21 protein-coding genes are annotated in these 21,179 nt (G+C 72.3%); 10 read left to right on the top strand and 11 right to left on the bottom strand.

Annotated features, from left to right (window positions below):
* The first annotated feature begins 16 nt into the window (after positions 1-16).
* The 4 genes from O7604_RS13525 to O7604_RS13510 are packed head-to-tail and all read left to right on the top strand — an operon-like array spanning position 17 to position 3,986.
* Positions 17-955, top strand: a complete 939-nt coding sequence (locus O7604_RS13525; protein WP_269704100.1) for an ABC transporter permease — start codon at positions 17-19, stop codon at positions 953-955.
* Between the two features lie 18 nt (positions 956-973).
* Complete coding sequence (locus O7604_RS13520) at positions 974-1,930, top strand: ABC transporter permease (protein ID WP_269704099.1); 957 nt, start codon at positions 974-976, stop codon at positions 1,928-1,930.
* A gap of 6 nt (positions 1,931-1,936) precedes the next feature.
* On the top strand, positions 1,937-2,974 hold the full coding sequence (locus tag O7604_RS13515) for an ABC transporter ATP-binding protein (RefSeq protein WP_269704098.1): 1,038 nt from the start codon (positions 1,937-1,939) through the stop codon (positions 2,972-2,974).
* On the top strand, positions 2,958-3,986 hold the full coding sequence (locus O7604_RS13510) for a dipeptide ABC transporter ATP-binding protein (protein WP_269704097.1): 1,029 nt from the start codon (positions 2,958-2,960) through the stop codon (positions 3,984-3,986). Before O7604_RS13515 ends, O7604_RS13510 begins: the two co-directional genes overlap by 17 nt.
* Positions 3,987-4,183: 197 nt before the next feature.
* Here O7604_RS13510 and O7604_RS13505 read toward each other — a convergent pair whose 3' ends face one another.
* From O7604_RS13505 to purN, 3 genes are all read right to left on the bottom strand, one after another.
* The gene (locus O7604_RS13505; RefSeq protein WP_269704096.1) at positions 4,184-4,579 is read right to left on the bottom strand and encodes a hypothetical protein; all 396 of its coding nucleotides are present in this window, start codon (positions 4,577-4,579) and stop codon (positions 4,184-4,186) included.
* A 156-nt stretch (positions 4,580-4,735) separates the two neighbouring features.
* Positions 4,736-6,310 (bottom strand): bifunctional phosphoribosylaminoimidazolecarboxamide formyltransferase/IMP cyclohydrolase, encoded by a 1,575-nt coding sequence (gene purH, locus O7604_RS13500; protein ID WP_269704095.1) that lies wholly within the window; start codon positions 6,308-6,310, stop codon positions 4,736-4,738.
* Positions 6,307-6,927: a phosphoribosylglycinamide formyltransferase gene (purN, locus tag O7604_RS13495; RefSeq protein WP_269704094.1), complete on the bottom strand. Its 621-nt coding sequence runs from the start codon at positions 6,925-6,927 to the stop codon at positions 6,307-6,309. Before purN ends, purH begins: the two co-directional genes overlap by 4 nt.
* A 178-nt stretch (positions 6,928-7,105) precedes the next feature.
* Here purN and O7604_RS13490 point away from each other — a divergent pair, with 178 nt between their 5' ends.
* Both O7604_RS13490 and O7604_RS13485 read left to right on the top strand, forming a co-directional pair.
* Positions 7,106-7,402 carry a CD225/dispanin family protein gene (locus O7604_RS13490; protein ID WP_269704093.1) on the top strand — a complete coding sequence of 99 codons (297 nt, stop codon included), beginning with the start codon at positions 7,106-7,108 and terminating at the stop codon, positions 7,400-7,402.
* A 35-nt stretch (positions 7,403-7,437) separates the two neighbouring features.
* Entirely contained in the window at positions 7,438-8,010 is a 573-nt protein-coding gene (locus O7604_RS13485) for a DUF4190 domain-containing protein (RefSeq protein ID WP_269704092.1), read from the top strand.
* Positions 8,011-8,083: 73 nt separating this feature from the next.
* Here O7604_RS13485 and O7604_RS13480 read toward each other — a convergent pair whose 3' ends face one another.
* Positions 8,084-9,370 carry a DUF6350 family protein gene (locus O7604_RS13480; protein WP_269704091.1) on the bottom strand — a complete coding sequence of 429 codons (1,287 nt, stop codon included), beginning with the start codon at positions 9,368-9,370 and terminating at the stop codon, positions 8,084-8,086.
* A gap of 159 nt (positions 9,371-9,529) precedes the next feature.
* Here O7604_RS13480 and O7604_RS13475 point away from each other — a divergent pair, with 159 nt between their 5' ends.
* A complete protein-coding gene (locus O7604_RS13475; protein WP_269704090.1) occupies positions 9,530-9,799 on the top strand; it encodes a DUF4190 domain-containing protein in 270 nt (89 codons plus the stop codon).
* A 56-nt stretch (positions 9,800-9,855) separates the two neighbouring features.
* On the opposite strand, the gene sucD is transcribed toward O7604_RS13475, so the two are convergent.
* The 3 genes from sucD to O7604_RS13460 all read right to left on the bottom strand — a co-directional run bounded on the left by sucD (position 9,856) and on the right by O7604_RS13460 (position 12,750).
* On the bottom strand, positions 9,856-10,743 hold the full coding sequence (gene sucD / locus O7604_RS13470) for a succinate--CoA ligase subunit alpha (protein ID WP_269704089.1): 888 nt from the start codon (positions 10,741-10,743) through the stop codon (positions 9,856-9,858).
* A gap of 2 nt (positions 10,744-10,745) precedes the next feature.
* Positions 10,746-11,924, bottom strand: a complete 1,179-nt coding sequence (gene sucC / locus O7604_RS13465; protein ID WP_281579779.1) for an ADP-forming succinate--CoA ligase subunit beta — start codon at positions 11,922-11,924, stop codon at positions 10,746-10,748.
* A 421-nt stretch (positions 11,925-12,345) separates the two neighbouring features.
* Entirely contained in the window at positions 12,346-12,750 is a 405-nt protein-coding gene (locus O7604_RS13460) for a cobalamin B12-binding domain-containing protein (protein WP_269704087.1), read from the bottom strand.
* Between the two features lie 402 nt (positions 12,751-13,152).
* Between O7604_RS13460 and O7604_RS13455 the strand changes: the two genes are divergently transcribed.
* Together O7604_RS13455 and O7604_RS13450 are read left to right on the top strand one after the other, a co-directional pair.
* The gene (locus tag O7604_RS13455) at positions 13,153-13,863 is read left to right on the top strand and encodes a M23 family metallopeptidase (protein WP_269704086.1); all 711 of its coding nucleotides are present in this window, start codon (positions 13,153-13,155) and stop codon (positions 13,861-13,863) included.
* Between the two features lie 250 nt (positions 13,864-14,113).
* Positions 14,114-14,887, top strand: coding sequence for a M23 family metallopeptidase (locus tag O7604_RS13450; RefSeq protein WP_269704085.1), 774 nt, complete (start codon positions 14,114-14,116; stop codon positions 14,885-14,887).
* 61 nt (positions 14,888-14,948) lie between these two features.
* Here O7604_RS13450 and pcrA read toward each other — a convergent pair whose 3' ends face one another.
* On the bottom strand, positions 14,949-17,396 hold the full coding sequence (pcrA, locus tag O7604_RS13445; protein WP_281579778.1) for a DNA helicase PcrA: 2,448 nt from the start codon (positions 17,394-17,396) through the stop codon (positions 14,949-14,951).
* Positions 17,397-17,684: 288 nt separating this feature from the next.
* On the opposite strand from pcrA, the gene O7604_RS13440 reads away from it, so the two are divergent.
* Entirely contained in the window at positions 17,685-18,038 is a 354-nt protein-coding gene (locus O7604_RS13440) for a chorismate mutase (protein WP_281579777.1), read from the top strand.
* An 85-nt stretch (positions 18,039-18,123) separates the two neighbouring features.
* Here the strand turns inward: O7604_RS13440 and O7604_RS13435 are convergent, their stop codons facing one another.
* The 3 genes from O7604_RS13435 to O7604_RS13425 are packed head-to-tail and all read right to left on the bottom strand — an operon-like array spanning position 18,124 to position 21,170.
* Positions 18,124-19,140 (bottom strand): dipeptide ABC transporter ATP-binding protein, encoded by a 1,017-nt coding sequence (locus tag O7604_RS13435; RefSeq protein WP_281579776.1) that lies wholly within the window; start codon positions 19,138-19,140, stop codon positions 18,124-18,126.
* On the bottom strand, positions 19,133-20,161 hold the full coding sequence (locus O7604_RS13430; protein WP_269706996.1) for an ABC transporter ATP-binding protein: 1,029 nt from the start codon (positions 20,159-20,161) through the stop codon (positions 19,133-19,135). The genes O7604_RS13435 and O7604_RS13430 overlap by 8 nt, the downstream gene beginning before the upstream one ends.
* 25 nt (positions 20,162-20,186) lie before the next feature.
* Entirely contained in the window at positions 20,187-21,170 is a 984-nt protein-coding gene (locus O7604_RS13425) for an ABC transporter permease (RefSeq protein ID WP_281579775.1), read from the bottom strand.
* Positions 21,171-21,179 lie beyond the last annotated feature (9 nt).

The raw sequence follows: 21,179 nt of genomic DNA, 5'->3' as shown, positions 1-21,179 counted from the left end.
CGGCAGACTTGCCAGCATGTTCCGGTTCATCCTGCGGCGGCTGCTCCAGATGGTCCTCGCCTTCTTCGGGACCACTCTGATCGTGTACGCGCTGATGTTCGCGGGGCAGGGAGACCCGATCCAGGCCCTCGCCGGAGAGCGGCCGGTGACCGCCGCGCAGCGGGCCTACCTGACCGAGAAGTACCACCTGGACGCGACAGGTGTCGGCGGCTTCTTCTACCGCTACTTCGACTACCTCGGCGGCCTGGTCCGGGGTGACCTCGGGCAGTCGCTGACCGGGCGGCAGATCAGCGACATCCTCGCCGCCGCCTGGCCGGTCACCCTGAAGCTCGCCGTGATCGCGATGGCCGTGACCGTGATCTTCGGGGTCACCGCGGGCGTCATCGCCGCGATCCGGCGCTCCGGCGTGTTCGACCACGCCACGCTCGTACTCACACTGCTGGTGCTCGGCATCCCCACCATCGTGCTGGCCCCGCTGGCGCAGTACTTCCTCGGCGTACGCTGGCCGATCTTCCCGCCCACCGCCGGCGCCCAGCCGTCCTTCTACGCGCTGCTGCTACCCGGCATCGTGCTCGGCTCGCTGTCCCTGGCCACCGCGCTGCGGCTGACCCGTACCTCGGTGACCGAGAACCTGCGCGCCGACTACGTCCGGACCGCCCGGTCCAAGGGCCTGCCGCGGCGACGGATCGTCGGCGTGCACGTGCTGCGCAACTCGCTCATCCCGGTGGTCACCTTCCTCGGCGTCGAGCTGGGCAACCTGATGGGCGGCGCGATCATCACCGAGGGCGTGTTCAACGTCCCGGGCGTCGGCTTCAACCTGTTCCGCGGCATCCGCACCGAGGACGGCCCCCTGGTGGTCGGCATCGTCAGCGTGCTCGTCGTGGTCTACCTGCTGTCCAACCTGGTGGTGGACGTGCTCTACGCCGTCCTCGACCCGAGGATCCGCTATGAGTGAGCGCAGCGAGGTGCCGCAGTGAGCGACTTCGAGACGGTGGCGGCGACGGAGAACCAGGCCGCGCGGCGCGGCGTGTCCGGCGAACCGGGCACACCCGGCCGGGCCGGGCGGCCGGACCGGGCCCGCAGCCTGGCCGGTGACGCCTGGCGGGACCTGCGCCGCAACCCGGTCTTCTGGATCAGCCTGTTCCTGGTGGTGCTGGTCGCCGCGATGGCCGTGGCGCCAGGGCTGTTCGCCGCGAACGACCCGCGCGACTGCGTGCTGTCCCGGCAGCACGCCGGGCCGTCCGGCGGGGCGATCTTCGGGTACGACTTCCAGGGCTGCGACACGTTCGCCCGGGCGGTCTACGGCGCCCGCGCCTCACTGCTCGTGGGCGCGTTCTCGGCGCTGATCACCGGCGTGATCGCGCTCGTCGTCGGCATGGTCGCCGGCTACTTCGGCGGATGGGTCGACGCGGTGCTGTCCCGGGTGATCGACATCGTGCTCGGCATCCCGCTGCTGCTGGCCGCGATCGTGCTGCTCAAGCGGGTCAGCACGAGCGGCGACACGGTACGGCTGTTCGCGGTGATCCTCGTCCTGGCGCTGCTCGGCTGGACCACGGCGGCCCGGGTGGTCCGGTCCTCGGTGATCACCGCCCGGGAGCAGGACTACGTGGCCGCCGCCCGGATGCTCGGGGCCGGCAACGGCCGGATCATGTGGCGGCACATCCTGCCGAACGCGCTCGCCCCGGCCGTCGTGGTGCTCACCATCGCGCTCGGGTCGTTCATCGCGGCCGAGGCGACGCTGAGCTTCCTCGGCATCGGGCTGAAGGCGCCGACCATCTCCTGGGGCATCGACATCGACGCCGGCCGGGTGCACATGCGGGAGTCGGCGACGCCGCTGATCGTGCCGTCGACGTTCCTCGCCCTGACCGTGCTCGCCTTCATCATGCTCGGCGACGCGATCCGCGACGCCTTCGACCCGAAGCTCCGGTGACTTCTCATGACGCAGAACGCGGTCCGGCCCACGCCGGCCTCACCCACCCCGCCCGGCGGGCACCTGCTGGAGGTACGGGACCTGCACGTCGAGTTCCGCACCCGCGAGGGCGTGGCCCGCGTGATCAACGGGGTGACGTACCACCTGGACGCCGGTGAGACGCTCGCGGTGCTGGGCGAGTCCGGCTCCGGCAAGTCCGTCACCGCCCAGGCGATCATGGGCATCCTGGACACCCCGCCCGCGTACGTGCGCGCCGGGCAGATCCTCTACCAGGGGCGGGACCTGCTCACCCGGCCGGAGGAGGAACGCCGGCAGATCCGCGGCGCCGAGATCGCGATGATCTTCCAGGACGCGCTGTCGGCGTTGAACCCGGTCTTCCCGGTCGGCTGGCAGATCGGCGAGTCGCTGCGCGAGCGGGCCGGGATGTCCCGGGCCGACGCCCGGAAGCGCACCGTCGAGCTGATGGACCTGGTCCGGATCCCGGCCGCGGCGAAGCGGCTCGGCGACTACCCGCACCAGTTCTCCGGCGGCATGCGTCAGCGGGTCATGATCGCCATGGCGCTGGCGCTCGACCCGAAGGTGCTGATCGCCGACGAGCCGACCACGGCGCTGGACGTCACCGTGCAGGCGCAGATCATGGATCTCCTGGCCGACCTGCGCCGGGACCTCGGCATGGCGCTCGTCCTCATCACCCACGACCTGGGCGTGGTCGCCGGTGTCGCGGACCGGATCGCGGTCATGTACGCGGGCCGGATCGTCGAGCACGCCGACGTGCACGCGTTGTACCGGGCGCCGGCCCACCCGTACACCAAGGGGTTGCTGGAGTCGATCCCGCGCCTGGACGTGCGCGGCCAGGCGTTGTCCAGCATCCGCGGGCTGCCGCCGAACCTGATGGCGATCCCGTCCGGCTGCCCGTTCCACCCCCGGTGCCCGTACGTCCAGCCGGTCTGTGTGGACGAGGTGCCGCACGACCTGGTGCTCGGCGACGGGCGGACCAGCGCGTGTCACTTCGCCCAGGAGGTGCACGATGACCGCGACGGCTGAGCCCGCCAAGGTGCGCGGCGAGACGATCCTCGCCGTCGACCACCTGGTCAAACACTTCCCGATCAGCCAGGGCGTGCTGTTCAAGAAGACGATCGGCCAGGTCAAGGCGGTCGACGGCGTCTCGTTCGAGCTGCGGCGCGGCGAGACGCTCGGCGTGGTCGGCGAGTCCGGCTGCGGCAAGTCCACGCTGGCGCGACTGCTCATGCGCCTGGAGACGCCCACCGCCGGGCGGGTCACGCTGGAGGGACGCGACCTGCTCCGGGCCGGCGGTGCCGACCTGCGCCGGCTGCGGCGGAACATGCAGATGGTGATGCAGGACCCGTACACCTCGCTGAACCCGCGCATGACGGTCGGCGACATCATCGGCGAGCCGTTCGAGATCCACCCGGAGGCGGCGCCGAAGCGCAGCCGGCGGCAGCGGGTGCAGGAGCTGCTGGACGTGGTCGGGCTCAACCCGGAACACGTCAACCGCTACCCGCACCAGTTCTCCGGCGGCCAACGCCAGCGCATCGGCATCGCCCGGGCGCTCGCGCTGCGGCCCGAGATCATCGTCTGCGACGAACCGGTGTCGGCGCTGGACGTGTCCATCCAGGCTCAGGTGATCAACCTGCTGGAACAGCTCCAGGACGAGCTGGGGCTGTCGTACATCTTCATCGCCCACGACCTGTCGGTGGTGCGGCACATCTCCGACCGGGTCGCGGTGATGTACCTGGGCCGGATCGTGGAGATCGGCACCGAGGAGCAGATCTACCAGCGCGCGACCCACCCGTACACCCAGGCGCTGCTGTCCGCGGTGCCGGTGCCCGACCCGGAGGCCCGCGACCGGCGGACCATCATCCGGCTCACCGGCGACGTGCCCAGCCCGGCCGAGCCGCCGTCCGGCTGCCACTTCCGGACCCGCTGCTGGAAGGCCGAGGAGGTCTGCGCGACGCAGGACCCGCAGGCGGTGCCCCGCGCGGCGGACCCGCACCCCAGCGCCTGCCACTTCGCCGAGGTCCGCACCGAGACGTGAGCGCGACGAAGGCCCCGTCCCCCGGAGGAAGTGGGGACGAGGCCTTCGATGCGGGCACGCGTGCGGACGGCGGACCCGGGGCGAACCCGAGCCGGACCGGCGGCGTGAGGCGCGCCGCCGTACCGGTGGGCGGCAGCTCGCGGCGGAACCGCCGGCGCGAGCGCGCGTCCCGGTGCGGGCTGCGGGTTCGGTGCGGCTCAGGCGGCCGGCGGGGCGCGCGCGGCGAGCGGTCCGCGCGGCGGCAGCGGCACGACCGGCGGCCGGGGCGCGGGCACGACCGGCTCCGGCACGACCGGACCGGCAGCGCGCGGAAGCGCGGCCGGGGCCAGGTCGTCCGGTCCGTCGGCGTAGCCGAGGCCGCCGCCGTGGTCGTGCCACGGCCCGGCGGCGAGCTCCGGCCAGGACCGTTCGGGGTACGCGGCACGCAGCGCGACCGGGCTCGTTCCGCTCGCCGAGGCAGCGGCGGAAGCGGACGGCGCGACGGGGAAAGCGCCTTCGACGATCGGAGCGGCGGGTGCGACGGCCACGCCCAGGCCGGCCAGGACGAGCGCCAGCGTGACGACGACGGCGGTCAACCGGTCGCGAACACGCATGGCACACCTGCCGGGCTCACAGACAGCGGAGACGCTCGATCGTCGCCGCGCACACGCTAGCAACCGCCTCCGACGCCGGGCAACGGCACGGCCCCGGGTGCGCCTGTCGCGTGAACGACGGACGCACCCGGGGCCGAGGCTTCCCGGCGGGGCCGGTCAGTGGAAGAAGTGCCGGGTCCCGGTCAGGTACATGGTGACGCCCGCCGCCTTGCAGGCCGCGATGGTCTCCTCGTCCCGGATCGAGCCGCCCGGCTGCACGATCGCCCGCACCCCGGCGTCGATGAGGATCTGCGGGCCGTCGGCGAACGGGAAGAACGCGTCCGAGGCGCAGACCGAGCCGCGGGCCCGCTCGTCACCGGCCCGGCTGACCGCCAGCCGCGCCGAGTCCACCCGGTTGACCTGTCCCATGCCGACACCGACCGTGGCGCCGTCGCGGGCCAGCAGGATCGCGTTGCTCTTGACCGCGCGGACCGCCCGCCAGGCGAACGCCAGGTCGCGCAGCGTCGCCTCGTCGGCCGGGTCGCCGGTCGCGAGCGCCCAGCCGGACGGGTCGTCGCCCGGCGCGTCGACGGCGTCCCGCGACTGCACCAGCACGCCGCCGCTGACCTGCCGCCACTCCGCCGGCCGCACCGCGAACTCGGGCGCCCGCAGCAGGCGGAGGTTCTTCTTGGCCCGCAGCAGATCCAGCGCGTCCTCGTCGAAGCCGGGCGCCACCAGCACCTCGGTGAAGATCTCCGCGACCTGGCCGGCCAGCGCCGCGTCGACCGGCCGGTTCACCGCGATCACGCCGCCGAACGCGGAGACCGGGTCGCAGGCGTGCGCCTTGCGGTGCGCCTCGGCCACGTCCGCGCCCACAGCGATGCCGCACGGGTTGGCGTGCTTGATGATCGCCACCGCCGGCTGGTCCGGGAAGTCGTTCGCGGCTCGCCAGGCGGCGTCCGCGTCGACGTAGTTGTTGTAGGACATCTCCTTGCCGTGCAGCTGCTCGGCCTGGGCCAGCCCGGCCGGCGCGCCCGGGTCGGTGTAGAGCGCCGCCGCCTGGTGCGGGTTCTCGCCGTACCGCAGCACCGCCTGGCGACGCAGCGCCAGCCCGGCGAACTCCGGCCAGCCGTCCTCGGCCGGCGCCACGGTGGTGGCGAACCAGTCGGCCACCGCCACGTCGTAGTCGGCGATGTCGGCGAACGCACGGGCCGCCAGCGCCCGGCGCCGGGCCGGCGTGAAGCCGCCCTCGGCGAGCGCGGCCACCACCGCCGGGTACGCGGCCGGGTCGGTCACCACCGCCACCGAGGCATGGTTCTTCGCCGCGGCCCGCACCATCGCCGGACCGCCGATGTCGATCTGCTCGACGCACTCGTCGGTGTCGGCGCCGGAAGCGACGGTGGCCTGGAACGGGTAGAGGTTGGAGACCAGCAGGTCGATGCCGGCGATCCCGTGCTCGTCGAGCTGCGCGGCGTGCGCGTCCTTGCGGAGGTCGGCCAGGAGGCCACCGTGGATCTTCGGGTGCAGCGTCTTGACCCGCCCGTCGAGGATCTCCGGGAAGCCGGTGACCTGCTCGACCGGCGTCACCGGCACCCCGGCGCCGGCGATCGTCGACGCGGTGCTCCCGGTCGACACGATCTCGACTCCGGCCTCGTGCAGGGCGCGGGCCAGCTCGACCAGGCCGGTCTTGTCGTAGACGCTGACCAGCGCGCGCCGGATCGGGCGGCGACCGGCGTCCTCAGTGGCGTTCACGGGATGGTGACCTTTCTTCCGGTGATCGTCCAGCCTTCACGGACCAGGCGGCCGACCTGCTCGACGAGCTGGCGCCGCTCGGCGGACTTGATGCGCTCGGTGAGCGTGTCCTCGTCGTCGTCGTCGAGCACCGGCACGGCGACCTGGGCCACGATCGGCCCGGTGTCCATCCCGGCGTCGACGAAGAACAGCGTGGCCCCGGTGACCTTCACGCCGTACGCCAGCGCGTCGCGGGGGCCGTGGATGCCGGGGAACGCCGGCAGCAGCGTGTTGTGCGTGTTGAGGTAGCGGTCGCCGAACGCGGCCAGGAACTCCGGGCCGACGAGCTTGAGGAAGCCGGCGCTGATGACCAGGTCGGGCCGGTGCTCGGCGACCCGCGCGGTGAGCGCCTTGTCCCAGTCGTCGCGGGTGGGGTGGTCCTTGACGCGCTCGACGAAGGACGGCACGCCAACTGCGGCGGCCCGGTCCAGGCCGGCGATACCGTCCCGGTCGGCGCCGACGGCGACCACCCGGGCGCCGTAGGCGGGGTCGGCGGTGGCGTCCAGCAGCGCCTGGAGGTTGCTGCCGGAACCGGAGACGAGGACGACGAGGCGGGCGACGGACGCGGGCTCGGTCACCGGGCAACCCTATCGGGCAGGTCAGGCGGCTCGGCCGCGGGGCGGCGGCTCATCGGGTGACCTCTCGGATGGCGTGGTCGCGGTACGCTGCCGGTCGCCCGGTGTCCGGCCCCGTGCCCGGCCCGCACCCCCAGTGAACCCGGCACGCCGCGTGCCGCCGGACCGAGGAGTACGTCCCATGCAGCCCGGATACCCCCCACAGCAGCCGCAGCAGATCGACAACAACATGACGATGTCCATCGTCGCGATCTTCCTGTTCTGGCCGCTCGCGATCCCGGCCATCATCAACGCGTCGAAGGTCAACCCGCTGATCCAGCAGGGTGACTACGCCGGCGCCCAGGCCGCCGCAGCCGAGTCCAAGAAGTGGTCCAAGTGGGCCCTCATCGTCGGTCTGATCTGGATCGGCGTCATCGTGGTGGGATGTTGCCTCCTCGGCGGCCTGGCTGGTCTCGCCGGCAACAGCGGCAGCAACTGACCGACAACCCGAACCGATCTGAGGAGCACCCAGACATGCAGCCCGGTTACCCCGGACAGGACCCGTACGGCCAGCAGCCGAACCAGGACCCGACCGCTCAGCCGCACGACCCGTACGCCCCGCCGCCGCAGGCCCCGCAGTACGGCCAGCAGCCCCAGTACGGCCAGCAGCCCCAGTACGGGCAGCAGCCGCAGTACGGCCAGCAGCCGACCTCGGGCCAGCCGTACGGCCAGCCCACCTCGGGTCAGCCCGCCTACGGCCAGGACCCGTACGCGCAGCAGCAGCCGTACGGCGCCGCGCCGCAGTATCCGGGCGCCGGCTACCCGGCCGGTCCGGGCCAGGCCCCGAACAACACGCTGGGCCTCGTGTCCATGATCCTCGGTATCGCCTCGATCCCGATGGTCTGCTGCTTCTACCTCGGCATCCCGCTCGGTATCGCGGCGGCCGTCACCGGCTACCTGGGCCGCCAGAAGGCCGCGCAGGGGCTCGCCAACAACGACGGTCAGGCCAAGACCGGTCTGATCTGCGGCGCGATCGGCGCCGGCCTGGGCATCGTCCTGATCATCCTGGGCATCTTCGCCAACCTCAGCCTGCCGGCCCAGCCCTGATCGTCCGCCGTCCAGGGGCGTCCACCGACCGGTGGGCGCCCCTGACGCGTATCCCGCCCCCGGAGGCGGCGCGTCAGCGGGTGCGGGTCAGCGTGCGGGTGGCGGCGGCGCCGAGCACCGCGCCCACCCCGATCACCAGCGTGGCCACCACGGCCACCGCCCACGGTGAGGGCCCGACCTCCGCCAGCCGGCCACCGCCGAGCGATCCCCCGGAGGCCGCCGCGAACAGCCCCAGCAGCGCGCCGGCGACCGGCCCGGCGAGCACAGCCGGCAGCAGCAGCGCCGGCCAGCGGACCTCGGCCCGTTCCTCGGCGGCCGCGCGCAGCAGCCGCCGGGCCAGCAGCCAGCCGGCCGCCATCGCGGCCAGCACCGGCACTGCGAGCAGCGCGCCGCCCAGCCCGTCCATCGGGCCACGCGGCAGGCCGGCCAGCAGCGGTACGGCCGGCAGCGCGCCCACGGACACCTCGCTCGTCCGGACGGCGGTGTCGGTGCCGACCGCGAACCCGGGACCGAGCAGGTAGCTCGCCGACCAGGCGGTCGCGTTCGGCGCGTAGGCGAGGCTGACAAGCGTGATGCCCGCCTGGCCGGCCACCCCGGTCCGGTACGCCCCGATCATGTCGGCCGCGTCGCCGCCGCCGGTGGCCACGGCCAGCCCGGCCGCGCCGGCGCCCGCGCCGCACAACAGCAGCGCCGCGACCAGTCCGGTACGCAGGCCGTCGCGCACCGGCGGCGGGCAGCGCGCGGCCAGCAGCGCCCACACACCGGTGGTGCGCAGCGCGCCGACCAGAGCGGCCGGTACACCGAACGCGGCGAACGTGAACGCGGCGGTCACCGGGGAGACCCGCAGGCCGCCCACGTCGACGGCGAACGCGGCGAGCGCGCCGAGCAGCGCGTACCCGATGCCGACGGCGACCGCGACGGTGAGCGCCTGGCGGGGCGAGCCCCCACCGCGCGCCCCGACGGCCCGGCTGACGTGCACCCCGGCGCGGGTGAGCCGCCAGACGGCGAGCACGCTGAGTGCGAGCGGCGCCAGGCCGAGCGGCCCGGCGGTGGTGCCCAGCGGCACCCCGTGGCCGAGCAGCCAGCCGGCCAGGCCGGCGCGCAGCGCGCCGCCGAACGAGCCGGCGTCCTCGCTGAGCTGGGCGAGGCCCAGCACGACGGAGACCGGCAGCCAGGAGGTCAGCGCCGCCCAGAGCGCGGCCACCCCGGCGGCGACCGGTAGGGGAGCCCGGCTGCGGGGCTCCTCACCCGGTCGGGGCGCGGGCACCCGCGCGGCCGGGCGGGCACGGCCGGGCGGCCGGGAGCCGGCGGGGGGACCGGTGGCCGGACGGCGGGGCTGGTCAGGGGTGACGCGTGACATCGTGTCTACTCTGGCACGCCGCGGGAAGGACGGCAGTCCGATACCGGGTCGGCAGCGTGGCGAGTTCGCGCGAACCCCGGCCCCGCGGCGGTGATCCGGTCTAGCCTCGGCCTCAGACGCGTCCGTTTCCGTCGCGGCGCCGACCGCTCGGAGGAAGCCGTGCACGCTCCGTATCCGCCGCCCCCGCCGCCACCGGCCGTCGGCCGGGACCGGACCACGCTCTGGGGCGTCCTCGGCATAGTCTTCGGCCTGTTCTGCTGCGGCGTCCTCGGCATCGTCTTCGGCGCGCTGTCGATCCGCGACGCCCGGCGCAACGGCAAGTCGCAGCTGCTCGGCTGGCTGGGCATCGCGTTCGGTGTGATCAACATCGTCGCCAGCGCCATCGTGCGCGCCCGGGGCAACTCGTACTACCCGTACTGGTATCGCTGAACGCGAGAGGGCCGACCGGTTCCCCGGTCGGCCCTCTCGGCGTCTCGCACGACCGCTCAGCGGCCGGACATGAGCTCCCGCATCAGGTTGGCGGTCTCGGTCGGGGTCTTGCCGACCTTGACGCCCACCGCCTCCAGCGCTGCCTTCTTGGCGTCGGCGGTGCCCGCCGAGCCCGAGATGATCGCGCCGGCGTGACCCATGGTCTTGCCGGGCGGGGCGGTGAAGCCGGCGATGTAGCCGACCACCGGCTTGGTGACGTTGGCCTTGATGAACTCGGCCGCCCGCTCCTCGGCGTCGCCGCCGATCTCACCGATCATGACGATCGCGTCGGTCTCCGGGTCCGCCTCGAAGGCGGCCAGGGCGTCGATGTGGGTGGTGCCGATGATCGGGTCACCGCCGATGCCGACGCAGGTGGAGAAGCCGATGTCGCGCAGCTCGTACATCATCTGGTAGGTCAGCGTGCCGCTCTTGCTGACCAGGCCGATGCGGCCGGAGCCGGTGATGTCGGCCGGGATGATGCCGGCGTTCGAGGCGCCCGGCGAGGCGATGCCCGGGCAGTTCGGGCCGATGATCCGGGTGCGCTCGCCCTTGGACTGGTTGTACGCCCAGAACGCGGCGGTGTCGTGCACCGGCACGCCCTCGGTGATCACCACGGCCAGGTCGATGCCGGCGTCGATCGCCTCGACGACCGCGGCCTTGGTGAACTGCGGCGGTACGAAGATGACAGTGACGTCCGCGCCGGTCTCCTTCATCGCGTCCGCGACGGAGGCGAAGACGGGCAGCTCGGTGCCGTCGAAGTCGACAGTGGTGCCGGCCTTGCGCGGGTTGACACCGCCGACCACGTTGGTGCCGGCGGCGAGCATCCGCCGGGTGTGCTTGGAACCCTCGGAACCGGTCATCCCCTGCACGATGACCTTGGAGTCCTTGGTCAGCCAGATAGCCATTGTCAGACCCCCGCAGCTGCCAGCTCGGCGGCCCGCTCGGCCGCGCCGTCCATGGTGTCGACCCGCTGGATCAGCGGGTTGGCCGCGTCGTCGAGGATCGCCCGACCGGCCTCGGCGTTGTTGCCGTCGAGGCGCACGACGAGCGGCTTGGTGGCCTTCTCGCCGCGCTGCTCCAGCAGCGCCAGCGCCTGCACGATGCCGTTGGCGACCGCGTCGCAGGCGGTGATGCCGCCGAAGACGTTGACGAAGACGCTCTTGACCGACGGGTCGGACAGGACGATCTCCAGGCCGTTCGCCATCACCTCGGCGCTCGCGCCGCCGCCGATGTCGAGGAAGTTGGCCGGCTTGACGCCGCCGTGCCGCTCGCCCGCGTACGCGACCACGTCGAGCGTGGACATGACCAGGCCCGCGCCGTTGCCGATGATGCCGACCTCGCCGTCGAGCTTGACGTAGTTGAGGTCCTTGGCCTTCGCGGCCTGCTCCAGCGGGTCCACCGACGCCTGGTCGACCAGGGCCTCGTGGTCCGGGTGCCGGAACCCGGCGTTCTCGTCCAGGGTGACCTTGGCGTCCAGGAGCAGCAGCTTGCCGTCCTTGGTGGTGGCCAGCGGGTTCACCTCGACGAGCGTGGCGTCCTCGGCCACGAACGCCTGCCACAGCTTGACCGCGACCTCGACCACCTGGTCGGCGATCTCGGCCGGGAATCCGGCCGCGCTGACGATCTCGCGCGCCTTCGCCTCGTCCACGCCGGTGTTGGCGTCGATCGGTGCCTTCACGACCCGGTCCGGCGTCTCGGCCGCGACCTGCTCGATGTCCATGCCGCCGGCGACGCTGGCGATGCAGAGGAACGTGCGGTTCGCCCGGTCGAGCAGGTATGAGAAGTAGTACTCCTCGGCCACGTCCGCGGTCACGGTGATCATGACCTTGTGGACGGTGTGACCCTTGATGTCCATGCCGAGGATGTCGGTGGCCCGGGCCACCGTCTCCTCCGCGCCCTCGGCCAGCTTCACGCCGCCGGCCTTACCGCGGCCACCGACCTTCACCTGCGCCTTGACGACCACCCGGCCGCCGAGGCGTTCGGCGATCGCGCGGGCCTCCTCCGGGGTCGTGGCGACGCCGCCGGCGAGCACGGGCAAGCCGTGCCGCTCGAACAGGTCCCGCCCCTGGTACTCGTACAGGTCCACGTTTGCGCGTCCCGTCCCGTCTCCGCGGCGCGCCGTCGCGCCGCCACCAGCTTCGGAAAATCAGTTTGACGCCTGTCATCAGAACAGACAGGCCATTTGCCGCAGCCTAACGAGATGGGAACCGGCGGCAACCGAGCGGGTGCGGTGTGTGCGGTAATGCACAGGCCGGACCCGGCCGGGCCGGTCGCGACCGCGCCGGCACGCGCGGGCGTCAGCCGTCCGGGGGATGTCCGGGCCGGGGCGTAACCGCCCGTCGGGGGCGTCGTTGAGTGTGATGTCGGCGCGCTGGTCAAGCGCGACGACGGGAGCGGCCGATGCCCTGTCGGTCGAGGGGTGGCGGCGGGGCATCGTGCATAGAGGGGCCGGACGTGTGAGGGGTGCGTCCGGCCCCTCCCCCGTGCCCGGGGCCGGAACGCGGCGGTCAGCCGACCGGCTGGGCCACGTTCTCCCGTACCCACTCGACGATCGACCCGGTGGTGGCACCCGGGGTGAAGATCTTCGCGACGCCGAGCCGCTCCAGCTCCGGGATGTCGGCCTCGGGGATGATGCCGCCGCCGAACACCACGATGTCGGTGGCCTCGCGCTCGGTCAGCAGTTCGACGACCCGCTTGAACAACGTCATGTGCGCGCCGGAGAGCACCGACAGGCCGACCGCGTCCGCGTCCTCCTGGATGGCGGTCTCGACGATCTGCTCGGGCGTCTGGTGCAGGCCGGTGTAGATGACCTCCATGCCCGCGTCGCGCAGGGCGCGGGCGACCACCTTCGCCCCCCGGTCGTGGCCGTCCAGGCCGGGCTTCGCGACGACGACCCGGATACGAGAGCTCATCTGCGCACACCTTTCACCGGCACTCCTGACCTGAACGAACGGTAACCCGGCCGGACGGGAGGCGGGAAGCCGGGCCGGACCTTCCCACATTCGAGCCAGGCCCCTACCGCCCACCCGGGTACGCGGAAAGCCGGACACCTCCGCCGTTCGGTCACTGTCCGCGACGAATGGGCAGTCGACAAGCCACCCGACCGGCGGCACGAGATATGACAAGGTCGGATGGAATTGGACATAACGAATCAGCATTTCGGCGCTTCGGCTTGTGACAGGAGTGGCGGTTGGCTAACGTGTCCACGGTTGTCATCAGGTCCACGGACGGGTGACGACGCGACACCGGAGGTTCGACAGAGCTTCACCGAACGGTCCGGAGTCGCATCGGATCCCCGACAACGGAGGGTGTGCGTGCGCCAGCGCCTGTCGTCTGAGCCCGATCGCTATCGCGGCCGCCGCCGCGTACCCACGCCCCCGCGGAGCCGCTACGCCGCGGTGGTCACCACCGCGTTCGTCGGCGCCGGCATCGTCGCCATCGGCGCGAACGCCCTCCCCGACGCCAAGAGCGTCAACCCGTCGGTCCTCGACGAGCTCCGGCAGGCCTCGGTCGCCAGCCAGGACGCCGCCGACCGTGGCAAGAGCGCGGACACCGCCTCCCGTTCCGACCGCTCCGACAGCAAGGCCACCGAGCAGGACCCATGGCTCCTGCCGCTGCACGGCTACGACTTCAAGTCCCCGTACGGCATGCGCTGGGGCAAGCTGCACACCGGCGTCGACCTGGTCGCCCCGGAGGGCACGCCCTACAAGGCGGTCCACGCCGGCACCGTCACCAAGGCCGGCTGGTTCGGCGGCTACGGCTACGCCGTCATCGTCAAGCACTCCGACGGCAGCGAGGCCATCTACGGCCACTCCTCCGCGGTGACGGTCAAGGAGGGCCAGGAGGTGAAGGCCGGTGACCAGCTCGGCCTGGTCGGCAACACCGGCCACTCCTACGGCTCCCACCTGCACCTGGAGATCCATGTCAAGGGCCAGCCGCAGGACCCGGTGGCGTTCCTGAAGGACCGCGGCGTGAACATCCAGCTCGAGCTCGAGGAGTTCTACAGCGACGTAGCCGCGTCCTGACGCTCCGTACCGCCCCGTCACCGCCCGGATCGTATGGTCCGGGCGGTTTCCTCTGTGCCGATGTCTGCCACGTCACACCGGCGAGTGTGAGCGGGAACACGCCAGTCGATGATCGTCTCTTCGACCGAGCCGGACGCCCGGTCCACAACCGGACGCGCGGTGACCGGGCAGGCCACCGCCTCCGCACCCCCGATACCCGCTGCGACCTGCACCGACACCAGTATTTCGAGGTCACGTGCCCCTCGAACCGATGAAGGATCCCGTGCAGCACAGCAGCCCCACCCCGGACAACGCTCCCGCCCGGCACCGGCGTCCTCGCCGCGCCCGGCGCACCGTTTACGTGGTCACCGGCGCGGTGGCCCTGCTCGGCCTCGGCATCGGTGGCGTCGTCGTCACCACCGCCCCGGCCGACCCCACACCGGCCGCCGTCGACCTCGGTGCCGCGGCCCGCGCCGACGACGCCGCCCGCGCCGACCGCTCGGCCCGCGAGCCGCTCACCCCGTCGCCCGTACCGGCCAGCCCGTCGCCGAGCCCGAGCGCGACCACGACCACCCCGGCACCGAAGAAGACGGCGACCGCGAAGCCCAAGCCCAAGCCGAAGAAGAAGACGGTCGCGAAGAAGCCGACCTGGGTCATCCCGATGAAGGGCGCCGGCATCACGTCCTGCTACGGGCCCCGCTGGGGCACCCAGCACGCCGGCATCGACTTCGCCATGCCGGCCGGCACACCGATCCACGCCGCCGCGGCGGGCACCGTGGTCAAGGCCGGTGACGTGGGCGACGGCTACGGCATCTCGGTCTTCATCGACCACCACAACGGCTACCTGACCCACTACGCCCACCAGAGCCGGCTCGCCGTCGCCGTGGGCGACACGGTCAAGGCCGGTCAGGTCATCGGCTACGAGGGCTCCACCGGCGACTCCACCGGCCCGCACCTGCACTTCGAGGTGCACCAGGGCGCGATGTGGAACCAGATCGACCCGGCGCCGTTCCTGCGCGCCCGGGGCATCGACGTGGCCTGCTGACAGCACCACGAAACGAGGAGGGCCCGGCCCGGCCACAAGCCGGACCGGGCCCGCTCGGCGCTCAGAGCTTGTCGATCGGGGCGTGCCGCAGCACCAGCCACATGGTCTGGTCGCCGAAGTCGATCTGCGCCCGGGCACCCGGCCCGGCACCCTCCACCGCCAGCACCCGGCCCAGGCCGTACCGCTGGTGGTTGACCCGGTCGCCGGCCGAGACCTTCGGGGCCTGCTTCAGCTCGCTCGCGGTGGACAGCCGGCTGGCGTCCACGCCCAGCCGCTTCGCCAGCTCGGTCGCCTTCGGCGTGCCGCCGGCGAAGCCACCGCGGCCCACGCGGTCCGCCCGGCCGCCGACGCCGCCGCCCCCGCCACCCCACGAGGTGTACGACCCCTCGGTGCGCTCCCAGCGGACCAGCTCCGGCGGCAACTCCTCCAGGAACCGCGACGGCGGGTTGTAGGCGGGCGCGCCCCACGCCGAGCGGGTCACCGCGCGGGACAGGTAGAGGCGCTGGCGGGCCCGGGTGATGCCCACGTACGCCAGCCGCCGCTCCTCCTCCAGCTCGCGGGTGTCGCCGAGCGAGCGCAGGTGCGGGAAGACGCCGTCCTCCAGGCCGGTCAGGAAGACCACCGGGAACTCCAGGCCCTTCGCCGTGTGCAGCGTCATGAGGGTGACCACGCCCTGATGAGGCGTGGCGTCGTCTGCCTCGGCGCCGTCAGGCGCCGAGCCCGGTGACGCAGGGATCTGGTCGGCGTCGGCGACGAGCGCCACCTGCTCCAGGAACCCCGCGAGCGTGGCCCGCTCGTCGTCGGCGCCGAGCGCCTCGATCCGCTCGGTGTACTCCCGGGCGACGCTCACCAGTTCCTGGAGGTTGTCCACCCGGCCGGCGTCCTGCGGGTCGAGGCTCTCCTCCAGCTCGGCCAGGTAGCCGGAGCGGGTCAGCACCGCCTCCAGCACCTCCTCCGGCGTGCCGGTGTCGGCCAGCTCCCGGGCCGCGTCGAGCAGCGCGACGAACTCGGCGATGCCGTTCGCCGCCCGGGTCGAGATGCCCGGTGCGTCCTTGGCCCGGCGCAGCGCGGCGCCGAAGGAGATGCGGTCCCGCGCGGCCAGCGCCTCCACGCACGCCTCGGCCCGCTCGCCGATGCCCCGGCGCGGGGTGTTGAGGATGCGGCGCAGGCTGACCGTGTCGTCGTCGTTCACCACCGCGCGCAGGTACGCGAGCGCGTCGCGGACCTCCTTGCGCTCGTAGAAGCGCACCCCGCCGACCACCTTGTAGGGCAGGCCGACCCGGATGAACACCTCCTCGAACACGCGGGACATGGCGTTGGTGCGGTAGAACACCGCGACGTCGCCCGGGCGGGTGTCGCCGTCGTCGACCAGCCGGTCGATCTCCCGGGCCACCCAGTCGGCCTCGGCGTGCTCGGTGTCGGCGACGTACCCGACGATCTGCTCGCCGGACCCGGCGTCGCTCCACAGCCGCTTCGGCTTGCGGGAGGTGTTGCGGTCGATGACCGCGTTCGCCGCGTTGAGGATGGTCTGGGTCGAGCGGTAGTTCTGCTCCAGCAGGATCGTGCGGGCGTCGGTGAAGTCCCGCTCGAACTCCAGGATGTTGCGGATGGTGGCGCCGCGGAACGCGTAGATCGACTGGTCGGCGTCACCGACCACGCACAGCTCGGCCGGCGGGATCCCCTCGGTGCCGGAGACCAGCTCCTTGATCAGCACGTACTGGGCGTGGTTGGTGTCCTGGTATTCGTCGACGAGCACGTGCCGGAACCGCCGCCGGTAGCTCTCCGCCACGTGCGGGTGCGACTGGAGCAGGTGCACGGTCGTCATGATCAGGTCGTCGAAGTCCAGCGCGTGCGCCTCGCGCAGCCGCCGCTGGTAGAGCGTGTACGCCTCGGCCAGCGCCCGCTCGTTCGGCCCCTTGGCCCGGCCGGCGAACTCCTCCGGGTCGACCAGCTCGTTCTTCAGGTTCGACACCTGGGCGGCCAGGCCCCGGGCCGGGTAGCGCTTCGGGTCCAGGTCCAGCTCGCGGGCGACCATCTGCATCAACCGGCGCGAGTCGTCCGCGTCGTAGATCGAGAACGTCGACTTCAGGCCGGCGTGCTCGTGCTCGGCGCGCAGGATGCGTACGCAGGCGGAGTGGAACGTCGAGACCCACATGAGCCGGGCGCGCGGGCCGACCAGCGCGGCCACCCGCTCCTTCATCTCGCCGGCGGCCTTGTTGGTGAACGTGATCGCGATGATCTCGCCGGGGTGCACGTCGCGGGCGGCGAGCAGGTAGGCGATCCGGTTGGTCAGCACCCGGGTCTTGCCGGACCCGGCACCGGCCACGATCAGCAGCGGGGAGCCGGCGTGGGTCACCGCGTCCCGCTGGGGGCCGTTCAGGCCGTCGAGGAGGGCCCGCGGGTCCGACCCGGCGGCCCCGGGGCGGCGCGGCGGGGTCGGCCGGGACTCCGGCGCGGGCGGGGACTCCGGCGCGGACGGGGATGTGGGGATGTCGAAGAGAGGATGCATCGCAGCCCGAGTCTATGCCGCCGGGCGGACACTTCCCCGCCCGCGCCACCGCTCGGCGCGCGCCGGACGTCTCACCTGTTGGTGCGTCTTCTTGCGCGGCCGCCCGGGTGGTCGGCATACTCGACGACGTGTTCGATCAGCGCTTCTACTTTTACTACGGCACCGGGAGTCCGGCAGCCGTGGGTCGCGCCTGATCACAGACCTACGAAACGCCCCGGGCTCCCCAGAGCCCGGGGCGTTTTCGTTCCGGGATCCGGGTACCGGGCCCGAGCCCCGAGAGGGACGACGATGATGACTGACGTGGTGGAGTCCAGCGGCAGCCCGGCGCGCAACGGCCGGCCGGCCGGCGGCGACCCGACCGGCGCCGCGGCGGCCCGGACCGGCACCGACGACGTGGCGGCGGCGGAGCGGATCGGTGAGATCCGGCGGCGGATCGACGAGATCGACCGCACCCTCATCGCGCTCTGGCAGGAGCGGGCCGCGCTCTCCCAGGAGGTCGGCGCGACCCGGATGGCCTCCGGCGGGACCCGGCTCGTGCTCTCCCGCGAGCGGGAGATCCTGGAGCGGTTCCGCGGCGAACTCGGCGCCGACGGCACCCAGCTGGCGCTTCTGCTGCTGCGCGCCGGTCGCGGCCCGCTGTGACGTCCGCGCCGACGCCGTGACGCCCCCGGAGACGACGAACCGCCTGCCGGCGTCGAGCTGACGCCGGCAGGCGGTCCGGAACGGATCAGGCCACCTCGTGGGTGACGACGATCTCCCGCTTCTCCGCGAAGTGGCAGGCGCTCGGGTGGTCCGAGCCCGGCCGGATCTGGAGCAGCGGCACCTCCTGGGCGCAGACGTCCTGCGCCTTCCAGCACCGGGTGCGGAACCGGCAGCCCGAGGGCGGGCTGACCGGCGAGGGCACGTCGCCCTGGAGCCGGATGATCGCCTTGCTCTCCCGCACGGTCGGGTCCGGCACCGGCACCGCCGACAGCAGTGCCTGGGTGTACGGGTGGGTCGGCCGCTCGTAGATCTCGTCCTCGGTGCCGATCTCCACCATCTTGCCCAGGTACATCACGGCGACCCGGTCGGAGAGGTGCCGCACCACGGACAGGTCGTGGGCGATGAAGACGTACGACAGCCCGAACTCGGCCTGGAGCTTCTCCAGCAGGTTCATCACCTGGGCCTGGATCGAGACGTCCAGGGCCGACACCGGCTCGTCGCAGACGATCACCTCGGGCCGCAGCGCCAGCGCCCGGGCGATGCCGATGCGCTGCCGCTGACCGCCGGAGAACTGGTGCGGGTACCGGTTGATGTGCTCCGGGTTGAGGCCGACCAGGTCGAGCAGCTCCTTGACCTTGCTGCGCCGGCTGCCGCGCGGGGCCACCTCGGGGTGGATCTCGAACGGCTCGCCGATCAGGTCGCCCACCGTCATCCGGGGGTTCAGCGAGGTGTACGGGTCCTGCATCACCAGCTGGATCTGCCGGCGCAACCGCCGCAGCGCGCCACCGGAGAGCTTGGAGATGTCCTGGCCCTTGTAGAGCACCTGGCCGCCGGTCGGCTTCTCCAGGTTCATCAGCACCCGGGCGAGCGTCGACTTGCCGCAGCCGGACTCGCCGACCACGCCGAGCGTCTCGCCGGCCTTGAGGTCGAAGGAGACGCCGTCGACCGCCTTGACCTGGCCGATGGTCTTCTTGAACACCACACCCCGGGTCACGGGGTAGTGCTTGACCAGCTCACGGACCTCGATGATGTTCTCAGTCACGGTTCACCAGCTCCTCGGCGAAGTGGCAGGCGCTGGCCCGGCCGTTGCCCAGTTGCAGCAGCGGCGGGACCTTCTCCCGGCAGACCGGCTGCGCCATCGGGCACCGCGGGTTGAACGCGCAGCCCGGCGGGATGTTCATCAGGTTCGGCGGGAGGCCCTTGATGGTGCGGAGCTCCTGCCCCTTCTCGTCCATCCGCGGGATCGAGTTGAGCAGGCCGAGCGTGTACGGGTGCCCCGGCTTGCGGTACAGGTCGTAGACGTCGGCTTCCTCGACGATCCGGCCGGCGTACATGACCGCGATCCGGTCCGCGACGTCGGCGACCACGCCGAGGTCGTGGGTGATCAGGATCATGCCCATCTGCCGCTCCCGCTGGAGTTCGCCGAGCAGGTCCATGATCTGGGCCTGCACGGTCACGTCCAGCGCGGTGGTCGGCTCGTCTGCGATCAGCACCTCGGGGTCCAGCGCCAGCGACATGGCGATCATGGCGCGCTGCCGCATACCGCCGGAGAACTGGTGCGGGTAGTTGCTGAACCGCCCCTTGGCGTTGGGGATCTTCACCTGGTCGAGCATCTCGATCGCGCGCTTCTTGGCGTCCGAGCGGCTCATGCCGCGCCGGACGCGGAACTGCTCGGCGATCTGGAAGCCGACTGTGAAAACCGGGTTGAGGGCGGAGAGCGAGTCCTGGAAGATCATGGCGATGCCCTCGCCCCGGATCCGCCGCCGCTGCTCCGCGGACATGGTGAGCATGTCCTTGCCGTGGAAGCGGACCTGCCCGCCGGTGACGAACCCGGGCGGGGTGTCCAGGATGCCCATGATGGTCTGCGCGGTGACGCTCTTGCCGGAGCCGGACTCGCCGAGCACGGCGAGGGTCTCCCCCGCGTCGACGTGGTACGTGACCCCGTTGATGACCTTGGCGACGCCGTCCCGGGTGCGGAACTCCACCCGAAGGTCGTCGACCTCGAGCAGGCGGCCCGAGGGGCGGCCGGATCCGTCGGCGCCCGGGGCGGACTGCTCGGACACGAGAATGTCGGACAACTCAGTTCCCCTAACGGAGCTTCGGGTCGAGGGCCTCGCGGACCGCCTCACCGAGCATGACGAAGCTCAGCACGGCGGCGACGAGGAACGCGGCGGGGAAGAACAGCAGGTACGGCGAGACCCGGATGTAGTTCTGCGCCTCGCTGATCATGATGCCCCAGGAGACGACCGGGCTCTTCAGGCCGATGCCCAGGAACGAGAGCGTGGCCTCCGCGCCGATGAACGAACCGACCATGATCGTGCCGTAGACCAGCAGCGGGGCCAGGCAGTTCGGCAGCAGGTGCTTGAGGATGATCCGGCCGGTGCCGGCGCCGAGCGCGCGGGCCGCCACGATGTAGTCGGCCTCCTTGGTGGCGAGCACCGAGGAGCGCATCAGCCGCATCACGACCGGCCAGCTCAGCACGCTCAGGGACAGGATGACCAGCCCCATGATCGTCCACTCGCCGTTGTCGGTGCCGGACCCGTTGAACGTGGTCAGGATGACGATCGAGCCGAGCACGAACGGCAGGCCGAAGAAGATGTCCGCGATGCGGGAGAGCAGCGCGTCCACCCAGCCGCCGCGGTAGCCGGCGATGATGCCCATCGTGCCGCCGACCAGCAGCGTCAGGAAGGTGGAGACCACCGCGACCACGATCGAGGCGCGGGCGCCGTAGATGACCCGGGCGTAGACGTCGCGGCCCTGCACGTCGTAGCCGAACCACGCGGAGGAGGACGGCTCGACCCGGCTGCGCTCCAGCGTGCCGTTGACCGCGTCGCCGGAGGTGAACAGCCAGGGGAAGGCCGCCATCACGAGGAACACCACGATGATCGTCGCCGAGATCCAGAACAAGGGCTTGCGGCGCAGGTCGATCCAGGCGTCGCCGAGCAGACCACGCGGCTTCTGCTGCTTCGCGCTCTCCGGCAGGCCGGCGTTGGTGGGAGCGCCCGAACCGGCCTGGGTGGGCATGGTCGCGGGCGGCGTCGTCACGATCGACGCGGTATTCGGGTCACTCATGCCCGCACC

It is taken from the genome of Micromonospora sp. WMMA1947 (genome assembly GCF_027497355.1).
Classification (GTDB): domain Bacteria; phylum Actinomycetota; class Actinomycetes; order Mycobacteriales; family Micromonosporaceae; genus Micromonospora.
This window is presented reverse-complemented; position numbering and strand designations above follow the sequence as displayed.

Coding starts and splice junctions, on each gene's coding strand:
- O7604_RS13510 (WP_269704097.1), top strand. CDS start 2,958: ATGACCGCGACGGCTGAGCCCGCCAAGGTGCGCGGCGAGACGATCCTC.
- O7604_RS13525 (WP_269704100.1), top strand. CDS start 17: ATGTTCCGGTTCATCCTGCGGCGGCTGCTCCAGATGGTCCTCGCCTTC.
- O7604_RS13490 (WP_269704093.1), top strand. CDS start 7,106: ATGCAGCCCGGATACCCCCCACAGCAGCCGCAGCAGATCGACAACAAC.
- O7604_RS13480 (WP_269704091.1), bottom strand. CDS start 9,370: ATGTCACGCGTCACCCCTGACCAGCCCCGCCGTCCGGCCACCGGTCCC.
- O7604_RS13440 (WP_281579777.1), top strand. CDS start 17,685: ATGATGACTGACGTGGTGGAGTCCAGCGGCAGCCCGGCGCGCAACGGC.
- O7604_RS13460 (WP_269704087.1), bottom strand. CDS start 12,750: ATGAGCTCTCGTATCCGGGTCGTCGTCGCGAAGCCCGGCCTGGACGGC.
- sucD (WP_269704089.1), bottom strand. CDS start 10,743: ATGGCTATCTGGCTGACCAAGGACTCCAAGGTCATCGTGCAGGGGATG.
- O7604_RS13515 (WP_269704098.1), top strand. CDS start 1,937: ATGACGCAGAACGCGGTCCGGCCCACGCCGGCCTCACCCACCCCGCCC.
- pcrA (WP_281579778.1), bottom strand. CDS start 17,396: ATGCATCCTCTCTTCGACATCCCCACATCCCCGTCCGCGCCGGAGTCC.
- O7604_RS13450 (WP_269704085.1), top strand. CDS start 14,114: ATGAAGGATCCCGTGCAGCACAGCAGCCCCACCCCGGACAACGCTCCC.
- O7604_RS13485 (WP_269704092.1), top strand. CDS start 7,438: ATGCAGCCCGGTTACCCCGGACAGGACCCGTACGGCCAGCAGCCGAAC.
- O7604_RS13425 (WP_281579775.1), bottom strand. CDS start 21,170: ATGAGTGACCCGAATACCGCGTCGATCGTGACGACGCCGCCCGCGACC.
- O7604_RS13505 (WP_269704096.1), bottom strand. CDS start 4,579: ATGCGTGTTCGCGACCGGTTGACCGCCGTCGTCGTCACGCTGGCGCTC.